The organism is Bradyrhizobium semiaridum (assembly GCF_020329505.1).
Taxonomy (GTDB): Bacteria; Pseudomonadota; Alphaproteobacteria; order Rhizobiales; family Xanthobacteraceae; genus Bradyrhizobium; species Bradyrhizobium semiaridum.
Genome location: NZ_JAGKJJ010000005.1, coordinates 208,299 through 220,868, shown reverse-complemented (window position 1 = coordinate 220,868; position 12,570 = coordinate 208,299). Strand labels below are relative to the sequence as shown.

The following is a 12,570-nucleotide window of genomic DNA, read 5'->3' as shown; positions in this document are numbered from 1 at the left end:
CCATGCTGGAGATCCGCGGACTTTCAAAATCCTTTGGCGGCGTCAAGGCGACAGACAACGTCTCGCTCGACTTTGTCGACGGCTCGCTCACGGCGGTGATCGGCCCGAACGGCGCCGGCAAGAGCACGTTCTTCAATCTGATCACCGGAGCGCTGAAGCCGGATGCCGGCCAGATCCTGCTCAACGGCGTCGACATGGCAGGCAAGATGCCGCCGGAGATTGTGCGCCATGGCATCGGCCGGGCCTTCCAGGTCGCCAGCATCTTTCCGTCGCTGACGGTGGAGGAGACGATGCTCGCCACGGTCTGCGCCGATCAGCGCCGCGCCGGCGTGATGCATCGCCGCTTCCCGCTGGCCGAGACGCGCGATCGCGCCGAGCATGCGATGGAGCTGCTGGGCCTTGCCAACAAGCGCAACAGGACCGCGGCGACGCTATCGCACGGCGACCAGAAGCTGCTCGATATCGCGCTTGCGCTGGTGCTCGATCCGAAAGTCTTGCTGCTGGACGAGCCGACCGCGGGCATGGGCACCGAGGAGCGCTGGCGCATGATCGACAAGGTGCGCGAACTCTGGGAGAGGCAGAAGATCACGGTGGTGTTCATCGAGCACGACATGGACATCGTGTTCAAGATCGCGCCGGAGATCGTCGTGCTGTGCTACGGCCGGATTTTGGCGACCGGCACGCCCGATGCGATCCGCAGGAACGAGGCCGTGATCGAGGCCTATCTCGGCAGCGAACATCACGCGGGAGCGGTGGCATGAGCACGCAGCCGGTGGTGCAGGTCGAGGACCTCGACGTCTACTATGGCACCAGCCAGATCCTGTTCGGCGTCGGCCTGTCGGTTCGGCAGGGCGAGACGATGGCGCTGCTCGGCCGCAACGGCGCCGGAAAGTCGACGACCATGAAGGCGATCATGGGGCTGGCGCCGGCGCGCCGCGGCAAGGTGACCTTGCGTGGCCGTGTCGTGTCGGGGATGCAGCCGCATCACATCGCGCGGGCCGGGCTCGGCTTCGTGCCGGAGGACCGGCAGATCTTTCCCGAGCACACCGTCGAGGACAACCTCGTCATCGGCCAGAAGAAGGGGCCTGATGGCGAGGACGAGTGGTCGATCCGCCGCGTTTATGACGTGTTCCCGTTGCTGGAGCCGCTGCGGCAGCGGATTGCCGGCCGGCTGTCCGGCGGCGAGCAGCAGATGCTGGCGATCGCCCGCACTCTGATGGGCAACCCCGCGCTGCTGCTGCTGGACGAGCCCAGCGAGGGGCTGGCGCCGATCATCGTGCAGCGGATCGGCGAACTGCTGCGACAGCTCCGCGGCACCGGTGCCACGGTCTTGATCGCCGAGCAGAACATGCATTTTTGCCTTGGCCTTGCGAGCCATGCGACGGTTATCGACAAGGGCCAGATCGTCTACACATCCTCCATCGAAGATTTGAAGGCCAACGACAACATCCGGCAGCGCTATCTGGCGCTCTGAGCGCGGTCTTCGACGGGAGGACACATGGCGGGCAAGCTGACGCCGACCCATGAGGCGCCGTATCGAGGACTGAAGGTGCTGGATTTCGGGCAGGGGATCGCCTCGCCCTATTGCGCGATGCTGCTCGGGGTTTACGGCGCCGACGTCATCAAGGTCGAGCCGCCGGAAGGCGACTGGTCGCGCTATCTGGGGACGACATACGGCAATCACACCACGCTGTCGGCGGTCTATAATCGCGGCAAGCGCAGCCTATGTCTCGACATGAAGCACAGGGATGGGATCGCGATTGCGCAGCGGCTGGCGAAGGAAGCCGATGTGCTGATCGAAGGATTCCGGCCCGGCGTCGCCGAGCGGCTCGGGCTCGGCTACGACAGCCTGTCGCGCGATAATCCCGGCCTCGTCTATCTCTCGGTCAGCGGGTTTGGGCAGAGCGGGCCGTACGCGAAACGGCCCGGATCGGATTCCGTCGCGCAGGCGTTCTCCGGACTGGTGTCCGTCAATGTCGGCACCGACGGCGTGCCGCACCGGGTCGGCACCACGATCTCCGACGTCGTCACCGGCGTCTACGCGTTCCAGGCCATTGCGACGACGCTGTTCGCGCGCGCGACGGTCGGCACCGGGCGCTGGATCGACGTCAACCTATGCCAGTCGACCTCCGCGCTGCTCGGTCACAAGGTGGCGGAATTCATCCTCGAAGGCGGCGCGCCGCGTGCGCTCAACGTGCCGGCCGGCACCTACCAGACGCAGGACGGCTGGATGATGGTGACGCTGGTCAACGAGCCGCAATACAAGCGGCTGTGCGGGGCGATCGGTCGCGAGGACCTCGCCAGCGATCCGCGCTTCGCCGACTTCGCCCGGCGTGCCGATTCAGCCGATGCACTGATCCCGCAGTTGCGCGAGGTGTTCCTGACCCAGCCGACCGAGGCCTGGCTGTCCCGGCTGCACGCCGCCGATATCATCGCGGAGCGGATCCTCACGCCCGGCGAATGGCTGCGCAACGCGCATGTCGAGGCGACCAGGGCGTCGGTGCGGCAGGATACGCCCGGCGTCGGCGCGGTCTATTCGCCGCGGACACCCGGGATCGCGAGCCTGTCCGAGGATCGCCTCTGCCCGGCGCCGGATGTCGGGCAGGATAGCCGTGCCGTGCTTGTGGAGGCCGGATTTGGCGCTGCCGAGATCGATAACCTCTTGCAGTCCGGTGCCGTGCGGCAAGGCAGGAAATAGCGGGAGAACATCATGACGGACCTCGTTCATTACTCGGTAGCCGATAAGATCGCGGAAATCGTGCTGGATCGCGCGCCCGTCAATGCGCTGAGCATCGCCTTGATCGATGCACTTCTCGCAGCCTTGGCAAGAGCGCGCGACGACGAGACCGTGCGCGCCGTCATCATCCACAGTGCCCACAAGGTGTTCTGCGCCGGCCTCGACCTCGATATCGTGAGGGGCAAGCCCGCGATCGAGGTCAAAGGGTTCCTCGAGCGCCTGTACTTCGCGCTGAACGATGTGCAGTACCGGATGGGCAAGCCGACCATTGCCGCGATCGACGGCGCGGTGCGCGCCGGCGGCATGACGATCGCGATCTCTTGCGACATGATCATTGCGGGCGACGGCTCGACGTTCGGTTATCCCGAGATCGATGTCGGCCTGATCCCGGCGATCCATTTCGTGCAATTGCCGCGGCTGGTCGGAAAGCATCAGGCGTTCGGCCCGCTGTTCCTCGGCGAGCCGTTCGACGCGGCCACGGCGTATCGTATGGGATTGCTCAGCGAAGTCGTGCCGAAGGGCACCGCGCTCGATCGCGCCCGGGAGATCGCGCGAAAGCTGGCAGCGAAGTCGCCGGTCGTGATGAAGATCGGCCGCGACGCCTTCATGCGCGCCGTCGACGCCGATTTCCGCCGCTCGGTCGAGAATGCGGCGGAAAGCTTCGTGGTGGTCGCCTCGACCGAGGACTGCCAGGAAGGGCTGAATGCGTTCGTCGAGAAACGGGCGCCCAACTACAAGGGACGCTAATCGCCCGCCGCGAATTGACAATGATCCGGGATCAGCGGCAAATGCCTCAAACCAACACTGTCGAGAGGAAACTATCATGGCTGACGCGCTGATCATCGATGCATGCAGGACCCCGCGGGGCATCGGCAAGGCCGGCAAGGGCGCGCTGTCGGGCATTCATCCGCAGCAGCTTGGCGCCACGGTGCTGCGGGCGCTGGCCGACCGGACCGGGATCAACACCGCCGATGTCGACGACATCATCTGGGGCACCAGCTCGCAGCGCGGGCCGCAGAGCGGCGACCTCGGCCGGATGTCGGCGCTTGATGCCGGCTATGACGTGCGCGCCTCGGGCGTGACGCTCGATCGCTTCTGCGGTTCCGGCATTACCAGCGTCAACATGGCCGCCAATGCCATCATGGCGGGCGCCGAGGACCTGATGATCGCCGGCGGCACGGAGATGATGTCGATGGAAGGCCGCCGCGGCGAGGGTCCCTTCATGATGGACAATGGCAATCTCCGCCTGCGCGCCCGCCACCCGCAATCGCATCAGGGCGTCTGTGCCGATGCCATCGCGACGATGGAAGGGATTACCCGCGAGGACGTGGACGCGCTCGGCCTCGAGAGCCAGAAGCGGGCGGCGGCAGCCATCAAGGGCGGGCATTTCGATAAGAGCCTGGTTGCGGTCCACCGCGAGGACGGCACGCTGGCGCTCGACCGCGAAGAATATCCGCGGCCGCAGACGACGCTGGAAGGCCTTGCCGCGCTGAAGCCGGCATTCCCCGCCATCGCCGACTACGCGCTCGACGACAAGGGCACGACCTACCGGAAACTGATTCTGGAGAAATATCCGGATCTCGACATCAACTTTGTCCACCACGCGGGAAATTCGTCGGGCGTGGTCGACGGCTCGGCAGCAATCTTGCTGGCGTCCCCGGACTATGCCCGCAAGCACGGGCTGAAGCCGCGCGCCCGCGTGGTCGCGACCGCCAATATGGGGGACTCGCCGACCCTGATGCTCAACGCGCCGGTGCCGGCGACGCGCAAGGTGCTGGCCAAGGCCGGGCTCACGCTCGACGACATCGACCTGTTCGAGATCAACGAGGCGTTCGCCGTGGTGGCCGAGAAATACATCCGTGACCTCAAGCTCGATCGCGACAAGGTCAACGTCAACGGCGGTTCGATCGCGCTCGGCCATCCGATCGGTGCCACCGGTTCGATCCTGATCGGAACGGTGCTGGACGAACTGGAGCGGCGCGACCTCAAGCGCGGCCTGGTGACGATGTGCGCCGCCGGCGGCATGGCGCCGGCGATCATCATCGAGCGGGTCTGAAAGTCAGACGGCCGGAAACTGCAGCTCGAAGGCGACGCCTCGGCTGGTCGGCAGGAGACTGATCGAGCCACCATGGGTCACCATGACGGCCTGTGCGATCGCGAGCCCCATGCCGGTGCCGCCACTGTCGCGGCGTGTGGTGAAGAAGGCGTCGAAGATCTTCTCGCGATTGGCGTCAGAGATCGGGTCGCCGTCGTTGCTCACCGTCATTCTGACGGTCGATGCTTCGCTGGCGACGTCGATCTGCACTGAAGTCGCGTTATGACGGAAGGCGTTGTCGGCGAGGTGCGCCAGCACGATCAGCGCCTTCTCGCCGGACATGCCGATCGAGCGATCGAGGCTGCCGGCGGCGGTGATCGTCTGTCTCGGAAAGCGGCTCTTCAGCGCATCGACGACGGAAGCGAGCTGGGTCTGCTCGTTCTGCGGCGCGCTTTCCGCGCGGGCCAGTTCACGCAGGCGATGGCTCATCGCGTCCAGCCGTTCGACGTCGCCGAGGATGTTCGCGATGAAGGTCTTCTGCTCCTCCCGCGTCAGCGCATCCGTTTTGCTCTGCAGTGAATCCTGCAGCAGCTCAGCCGCACCCCTGATCGAGGTCAGGGGTGATTTCAGTTCGTGCGTCAGGTGTGCCGAGAAGGTAGCAATGTAGTCGGAGCGCCGCGACAGCTGGTGGGCCATGTCGAGAAAGCTGTCGGAGAGCTGGGCGAGCTCTCGCGTGCCGTAATGCTCAAGCGGCTGAAACGCGTTGCGGTCGCCGCGACCGATCCGCACCGCGCGATCGACCAGCTCGCGCATCGGTCGGGTGACCGTGCGCGAAAACACCAGCCCGATCGCGATCGTCGCCAGCAGCACGGCCAGCCCCGCGAGCAGGAATTTGCCGCGTTCCTGATAGAGATGGTCGAAGATGTTGCTCGGCGTCCGCGAGGTATAGATCACCCCGGCGACATGGTCGTTGACGAGGACGGGCATCGCGGAGAAGACGTGAACGCCAACGCCGCGGCTGATCGAGTAGATCGGCGGCGGCGGTTTGTCGGGCATGCGGATGCGCAGCGCGGCGCTGTATTGGCCGCGCAGTGCGGTCGCTACCTCTTCGATATGGGCCAGCGACTGCCCGACCTCCTGGCGTCCGGCGATCACCACGCCCTGCGGATCGAGAATGCGGAAGCCCGCAAGCGTCACTTTCTGCGTCTCGCGGATGATGGGCGTCAGCCGCGCGCCGATCTCGACATAGGCAGCGTCCGCAGGCTTCGCCGCGGGTAGTGCATCAGGCCTGCGCCGCAGCAAATCGTTGCCGGCGAGATCGAGCGCGGGCCGGATCGGCGTCATCCGATCGCCGGAATCGGGAAGCGCCTCCGGCGACACCACGGCGCCGAGCGGGATGCCTCTGCCGAGCCGCGCCTGCACCTCCTGGGCATAAATCGCCGCGAGCACCCGGCTCTGCGCAATCAGTTCGGCCTGGTCTGGTGGATGAGCTGGTTGTCGTAGAGGCGAAAGAAGAACAGTCCCATCAGCGGCAGCACCGCGACCAGCGCGAGCACGGTGAAGATGACGAAGCTGAGCGACGGGCGCCACTTCTGGCGGGCGCGGAACGACGTCATGCCTGCGGCTCGCACCGGCCGAGCTTGAAGCCGACGCCATGGACGGTCTCGATGACATTGTCGCAGTTCGCGGCGGCGAGCTTGGCTCTGATGTTGCGGATATGACTGTCGATGGTGCGGTCGGAGACCTGGATGTTGAGCTGGTAGGCCGCGCTCATGATCTGCTCGCGGTTGAACACCGCGGTCGGCCGTGTCAGGAAAGCGCGCAGGATGCCGAACTCGATCGCGGTCAGGCGAAGCGGCGCGCCCGCGAACGTCGCGACGTGCTGTTCGGGATCGACCGACAGATGTCCCCGCGAAAGCACGCCCGCCTCGGGCTTCGCACCCGTCGCGCGCGGCATCAGGCGCCGCAGGATGACATTGACCCGCGCGACAAGTTCGCGCGGGCTGAACGGTTTTGTCACATAGTCGTCGCCGCCGATCTCGAGCCCGAGCACGCGGTCGATCTCGTCGTCGCGGGCCGAGAGGAACAGGATCGGCACGTCCGACGATTTGCGGATTTCACGGCAAACATCGAGGCCGTCGAACTCCGGCATGCCGATATCGAGCACGATCAGGTCCGGCCGATCGGCGGCGAACCTCGTCAGCGCTTCCTTGCCGTCGCGCGCTTCGGTCACGCTCATGCCGGCCTTCTTGAGCGCGACGCGGATGACCTCGCGGATATGCAGGTCGTCGTCGACAATGAGGATGCGGTGGGTCAATCGGCTCTCCGAATCCGGCGCCCTGTTAGTTTGCGGCGGCGGGCGCTTCGCGTTCGTCCAGGGCGCGCTGAAGGCGCCAGCTGCGAAAGCCCCAGCTGCGCCATGACGCCATCTGCTGGCGCTGCTGTTCTACAAGGCAATCGCGCCGGGAGACAAGGACGGGATTGATGTAGCGGAGCCGGATCGCCCGGTCGATGGCCGGCAGGGCCTGGGGGCCGAGCCGGAGCAGGTAATCCATGTCCAGGTTGACACCGCTGCCCGAGGCTTCGCGGCTATGGCTCACATTGTAGTCGGCGATGATGGCGGCGAAGTTGATCAGCGAGCAGACGTACAGCACGATCGTCAATGTCAGCAGGTTGGCGTGGATCAGCCATTGGTTCGGCCGATGCAACGCGATGCGCGCCAGGATCAGGACCAGCCCGACTGCGACGAGCAGCATCCAGACGAAAGCCGCGACCCGCCAGTAGGTGAGAAGGTAGGTTTGGACATAGAGATCGAGCCGGAGCATTGAGGAGATCACCAGCAGCACGTTTTGCCCGACCCAGAGGTAAACCAGAGGGCGGATCACGCGTGATTGTTCGGCGGGACCGCCCGGTCGCATCGCGACCAGAACGAAAGCGGCAGCCAGCAGCGCCGTGACGATCAGCGGATAGGCGCCGCGATGGGCATAGACTGCATAGGTGATGTCGGCCGGCAGTGCGACATGGCCCCACAGATAGATCGCATCGAGGATGGTCTGGATCGCAAACAGGAGGTTGAACAGGATCAGCGAGCGGAGAATGGTGCCGGCGCCGAGGAGATCCCTGGCGTTGATGGGGGCAATCTTGTCGGTCGCGGGAGATTCGATGGTGTCGGCCGCCGTGAGGAAGCCGCGACGCCACTTGACCTGGATGAAGGGCCAGACCGCCGCCAACGCCGCCATCCAGAACAGCGTGCGGCTCAGGCTGAGATAGGAGGCGGGATTGCCGGGGTTGAGCTGGCTGATCCACTTCTCCAGCAGCGGATTGGCTGCCACGAACAGAGCAGCGAAAAGGCTGCCGAGCAGCAATGGGACGAACCAAAGGGCAAAACCCCTGGTGACTGCCGGCAGATTGAACGCGCCGACGACATCCCGAAAGGATCTGAAGGGACCGGTCAGGAACAGGTCGAGCAGGGACGCGGCCCCCTCGGCGAGACCGTCGAGAAAAGGATTGGTGGTCAGCGCGAGCGCGATGCCGAGCGCAAGGATGGCGAAGGTCACCGAGACGGCATTGAGCTCCTCCACGGCGGGCAGCAGTCCCGCCACCACGATCAGTCCGGCCAGCAGCAGCCGGCCGCGATCGAGACGCCCGAAATTGGCCGCCAGCGCTGCGCAGGTCAGCGCAATCGCGAAGATCACCACGGAGATTCCAAGCTGCTGGCCAAAGAACAACCAGTCCGCCAGCGCCGCGAGCGCAAGCGCGGCTGCGCCCTTGGCCGGTGGAAGGCGGTCGCCGATCGATGGGGCTTCGGTCTCCGGTCGTACAAGGCTTGTCATCATGACCTCTGTGGCAAGGGACGTTGCAGCAGGGCCAAGCTTTGAAGTGCGCGCGTGCAGAAGGTGGGAACGCGGTCAGCAGGAGCTCAGGATTCTTATGCAGATTGCGTGCAGAGGCGACTTATCGGCTCGCGCCGGTGAATCCGGTCTGGTACGGACGATGTCGGTCCTGTTCGGTGCTTCATCATTGTCATGAAAATCAGTAAGCGCATCGGCATCGCCTTGGCCTGGATCGTCGGGCTCGTGCTCGCCTTCGCTGCGATCAACAACAACGATCCTTATCTGGTCCCGCTGCGCGGCGTGGGCAATCTGCTACTCGTGGTCACCAGCATCGTCGTCCCGGTCGTGCTGATCCGCTGCGGTTTTTGGCGCGGGCGCGGCTGGGCCGCCAGGCTGCTGGTCGCGACATGGTGCCTGCCGCTGCTTGGCATGCTGGCCTCCACCGCGACGTTCGAGCTGCGAAAGCATCGGGTCCTCCAGACCGAGCCGTCACTCGCGCGATCCCTTGGGCCGCACTTTATCGTCGGCTATTCATCGTTCGACGAGGCGGCGCGGCTGGCGGAGAAGAGATTGATCGCAGGCATCTATGTGACGCAGCACAATGTTGCCGGCAGGACGGCCGAGGCGCTGAAGACGGAGATTGCCGCACTACAGGAGCGGCGGCGGATTGCCGGGCTGCCGCAGCTGGTTGTCGCGACGGACCAGGAAGGCGGCATCGTCTCTCACCTGGGGCCGCCGCTGACGCGTTTGCCGTCGCTGGCCGCGCTCGAGGAACTGGCGCCGGCGGAGCAGAAGGCGAAGGCGGAAGAGTACGGGCGCATCCACGGCCGGGAGTTGACGTCGCTTGGCATCAACCTGAATTTCGCCCCGGTGCTGGATCTGCGGCCGGAAGCCAGGCGCAACCGGTTCGATTTCAATACGCTGATCGGCCGGCGCGCGATTTCCGACGATCCGGCCAAGGTCAGCGCGATCGCGGGCGCCTATATTCGCGGGCTGGAGTCGGCCGGTGTCAATGCGACCGTCAAGCATTTTCCAGGACTGGGCCGGGTGCGCGCCGACACGCATCATTTCAACGCCGACCTTGATACGCCGGTTGCAGACCTGGAGGCGACCGACTGGCGTCCGTTCCGTGATGTGTTGTCGACCACCAATACGCGGCTGATGGTTGGACACGTGGCGGTCAGCGCCGTCGATCCCGGCCGGCCTGCCTCGCATTCGAAGGCCGTCATCGACGGCCTGATCCGAAAGACCTGGAATTATCAGGGGATCGTCATGACCGACGATCTGGTGATGGGGGCGATCTATCAGCATGATGTCTGCACGGCTGTCGTGGAGGCGCTGAACGCCGGGGTCGATCTGCTGCTGGTCGCCTATGACGGTGCGCAGTTCTACCGCGTCTTCGCCTGCGCATCCGCTGCGGCCCGTCGAGGTGCGCTGGATACCGCCATGCTGCGCGAGAGTGAGGTTCGGCTCAAGCGAGGTCTGATGGCGGATTAGGACTGCGCGCCGACGGCCGACTTGTAGTCCTGCTGCTTCGACCACGACACGTAGTAGGCCACTGCCGTCATCGCCAGGATGCCCGCGACGCTGACGACCACCTGCATGGCCAGCGAATTCGGGCCGGTGATCAGGATGAGGTGAGCAGCAAAGGAGAGGAACACGCCCGCGCAGAACACCGCGAGCCATTCCTCACCGCATTTGACAATCGGCTGCAAGGCGTACGACCGCAAACGCGGCCAGTTGCGCGGCACCAACCAGGTGAACAGAAACGTCAGTGCAAGGAAATGCAGGATGCGGTGTGGCGCGATGTGCTCTCTGTCATCCGCCAGGAACGTCTCGATGACCGGGGCCGGTATGATCCTGGCGAGCGTCGGAACATTGCCACTGGACACAATCGCCAGCGCAAACAGCAGATAGAGGAGGGCCGCGGCACGCAGCGCGGGGATGCCCTGCATCACGTCGATCATGCGTCCATAGCGCTTGCCCACCAGGCCGAACCAGCCGCCCATCACGAACAGCAACTGCCAGCAGAACGGATTGAAATACCAGTGGCCATCCGGATACGCCGCCAGGTTCCAGTCGAAGATGTGCGCAGCCGCGTAGACCGCCACGGACGCCGCGAGCGTCAGGTTCGGCAAGCGCAGTAGCCCGATCACGATGATGGGCTGCATGGCCATCAGAACGATGAAGAGTTGCAGGACGTCCAGGTTGAGCGGCTTGGCTTGCAGGAACAGCCCGTAGATCAGCGTCCGGATCGGGTGGTCGATGAAGCCGGTGATGTTGAACTCGCTGATGATCTCGGGCGCGGCGGTCCGCGCTGCGACATAGCTGATCAGCTCGATATAGATCACGAACAGGACGATATAGGCAGCATAGAGCTGCCATACGCGCTTGAAGATGCGGGTTGCCGCCACCAGGAACCCGCGCTCCAGCGTTATCCTCGCGCAGATCAGCGTCGCCGCGTAGCCGCCCACGAACACGAACAAGTCGGTCGCGCCACTGAATCCGAAGTTGCGCAATGTCAGTGCGCTGACCGCATTATGGGGAATGTGGTCGAGAAACAGGAACCAGTTCGCGAGGCCGAGCAGCAGCGCAATCCTGAGATCGCCTTCGCGGACGGCGATCTCGGCGTTTGTTGTTGGATTCATTCAAAAGCAAAAAATTGACCGGCCCGGGAAACGAGTCGCCAGCTTAGGGGCAACCCACGCTCAGTCCGAATAGACTTTGCGTGAAGCCTATCTAATTAGTTTCAGCGTCGCGCCAAGGTGCCGAGACGCGAAAGATCACATTTTCGCAATCGTCACGTGAACCGATCGCGCGCTCAGGCCGGCTCGTGTTTGCGCAGGTCGTGGGCGTGGTCGAAGGTATTGGCCTGTAGATCCGCGGCGGTCACGGCCAGCTCGGGCAGGGCAGCTTCGGCCAGGATGTCGTCAGTGATGTCATGCACCGCGGACTCCTCGATCTCATGGATGAAGCTGATGTTGGCGTATTCTCCCGAGGCGACCCGCGCGACGACCTCGCGCCGTGTCATTTCGGGATCGACGATGGCCTCTCGACCGCGGCGGCCGTAATCGATCATCACGACGAAATACTGCATCATCAGAAAATCTATGCCTTGACTGTCGCCGGAGATTATCTCCGACGGCTTGATCAATGTCAAGATAAATTCTGATAATCAGCATTGAGGATTGAGGCCGAGGCGACCTGCGTCGGTCGGAGCAACGTTGCGGACGCTATTTCTCGGTGTTGCGCCCGCCCTTCGCTGTCTTGCGGCTCTTTGAAGCCTTGCCCCGCAACCTTGCGATCTGGCCGCGCGGCAAGGTGAGAGCGATCTCGCCGATCCATTCGAGCTTCACGCCGTTGATCGGCTTGGCGTTGAAGCTCTTGAGATTGACGACGCCGGTGGAGCTGCCGCGCTCGATCGTCTTGAGATAGCGCTCGCCGCTCTTCAGCCGGACCGCAGCTTCCTCTCCGTAGAAGCTCGACAACGGGTGGCGCTGCTCGCGGTACACCACGATAACATCGCCATTCTCGTATTTTGGCAGCATCGAATCGCCCGATACCTCGAAGGCGATGGTTTCCTCCCAGATCGGGAACGGAAGCTCGACCTCGCCGAGGCCCTCGGGGGGGACCTGCTCGTATTCCGGCTCGATTGAGGCGCCGGCGCCGACCCGGCCCATAATCGGTATCAGATTCAGCTCCAGATATTCGACGATGGCGTCGATCTCGGAGGCCTTGATCAGCCGGATCCCCGAGAGAATCTCGGACACCGCCCCGGCCCGAACGCCCATCGCCACGGCAAGTCCGCCCTTGGACTTCCCGGTCCGCTCCAATGCCCGCTCAATCAGTGTCGCATCCAGCATGATTCACCTCTCCCGAATCTGGTGACATTATATCCGTTCCGATAATCGGAATTCAAGCTTGATTTTTCCTTCCGAATATCCGAAGATAACCATGGCGCCGGC

Annotated in this window: 11 protein-coding genes and 1 pseudogene; 6 read left to right on the top strand and 6 right to left on the bottom strand. The window is 64.2% G+C overall.

Annotated features, from left to right (window positions below; genetic code table 11):
* Window positions 1-2: 2 nt before the first annotated feature.
* The 5 genes from J6500_RS08625 to J6500_RS08605 all read left to right on the top strand — a co-directional run bounded on the left by J6500_RS08625 (window position 3) and on the right by J6500_RS08605 (window position 4,793).
* Window positions 3-761: an ABC transporter ATP-binding protein gene (locus J6500_RS08625; protein ID WP_225712254.1), complete on the top strand. Its 759-nt coding sequence runs from the start codon at window positions 3-5 to the stop codon at window positions 759-761.
* Window positions 758-1,474 (top strand): ABC transporter ATP-binding protein, encoded by a 717-nt coding sequence (locus J6500_RS08620; RefSeq protein ID WP_225712253.1) that lies wholly within the window; start codon window positions 758-760, stop codon window positions 1,472-1,474. Before J6500_RS08625 ends, J6500_RS08620 begins: the two co-directional genes overlap by 4 nt.
* 24 nt (window positions 1,475-1,498) lie before the next feature.
* Window positions 1,499-2,698, top strand: a complete 1,200-nt coding sequence (locus J6500_RS08615; RefSeq protein ID WP_225712252.1) for a CaiB/BaiF CoA transferase family protein — start codon at window positions 1,499-1,501, stop codon at window positions 2,696-2,698.
* Between the two features lie 12 nt (window positions 2,699-2,710).
* Window positions 2,711-3,484 (top strand): enoyl-CoA hydratase/isomerase family protein, encoded by a 774-nt coding sequence (locus J6500_RS08610; RefSeq protein WP_225712251.1) that lies wholly within the window; start codon window positions 2,711-2,713, stop codon window positions 3,482-3,484.
* A gap of 76 nt (window positions 3,485-3,560) precedes the next feature.
* Window positions 3,561-4,793, top strand: a complete 1,233-nt coding sequence (locus J6500_RS08605) for an acetyl-CoA C-acetyltransferase (RefSeq protein WP_225712250.1) — start codon at window positions 3,561-3,563, stop codon at window positions 4,791-4,793.
* Between the two features lie 3 nt (window positions 4,794-4,796).
* On the opposite strand, the pseudogene J6500_RS08600 reads toward J6500_RS08605, so the two are convergent.
* The 3 genes and pseudogenes from J6500_RS08600 to J6500_RS08590 form a co-directional block, all read right to left on the bottom strand.
* A pseudogene (locus J6500_RS08600) lies at window positions 4,797-6,388 on the bottom strand (ATP-binding protein).
* A complete protein-coding gene (locus tag J6500_RS08595; protein WP_225712249.1) occupies window positions 6,385-7,089 on the bottom strand; it encodes a response regulator transcription factor in 705 nt (234 codons plus the stop codon). Before J6500_RS08595 ends, J6500_RS08600 begins: the two are co-directional and overlap by 4 nt.
* A 25-nt stretch (window positions 7,090-7,114) precedes the next feature.
* A complete protein-coding gene (locus tag J6500_RS08590; RefSeq protein WP_312018207.1) occupies window positions 7,115-8,470 on the bottom strand; it encodes a DUF4153 domain-containing protein in 1,356 nt (451 codons plus the stop codon).
* 327 nt (window positions 8,471-8,797) lie between these two features.
* On the opposite strand from J6500_RS08590, the gene J6500_RS08585 reads away from it, so the two are divergent.
* Complete coding sequence (locus J6500_RS08585) at window positions 8,798-10,102, top strand: glycoside hydrolase family 3 N-terminal domain-containing protein (protein ID WP_225712247.1); 1,305 nt, start codon at window positions 8,798-8,800, stop codon at window positions 10,100-10,102.
* Here J6500_RS08585 and J6500_RS08580 read toward each other — a convergent pair.
* The 3 genes from J6500_RS08580 to J6500_RS08570 all read right to left on the bottom strand — a co-directional run bounded on the left by J6500_RS08580 (window position 10,099) and on the right by J6500_RS08570 (window position 12,468).
* Window positions 10,099-11,253, bottom strand: coding sequence for an OpgC domain-containing protein (locus tag J6500_RS08580; RefSeq protein ID WP_225712246.1), 1,155 nt, complete (start codon window positions 11,251-11,253; stop codon window positions 10,099-10,101). The two genes, J6500_RS08585 and J6500_RS08580, sit on opposite strands and share 4 nt — an antisense overlap.
* A gap of 173 nt (window positions 11,254-11,426) precedes the next feature.
* Window positions 11,427-11,702, bottom strand: coding sequence for a hypothetical protein (locus J6500_RS08575; protein WP_225712310.1), 276 nt, complete (start codon window positions 11,700-11,702; stop codon window positions 11,427-11,429).
* A gap of 136 nt (window positions 11,703-11,838) precedes the next feature.
* Window positions 11,839-12,468 carry a S24 family peptidase gene (locus J6500_RS08570; protein WP_225712245.1) on the bottom strand — a complete coding sequence of 210 codons (630 nt, stop codon included), beginning with the start codon at window positions 12,466-12,468 and terminating at the stop codon, window positions 11,839-11,841.
* Window positions 12,469-12,570: the final 102 nt, after the last annotated feature.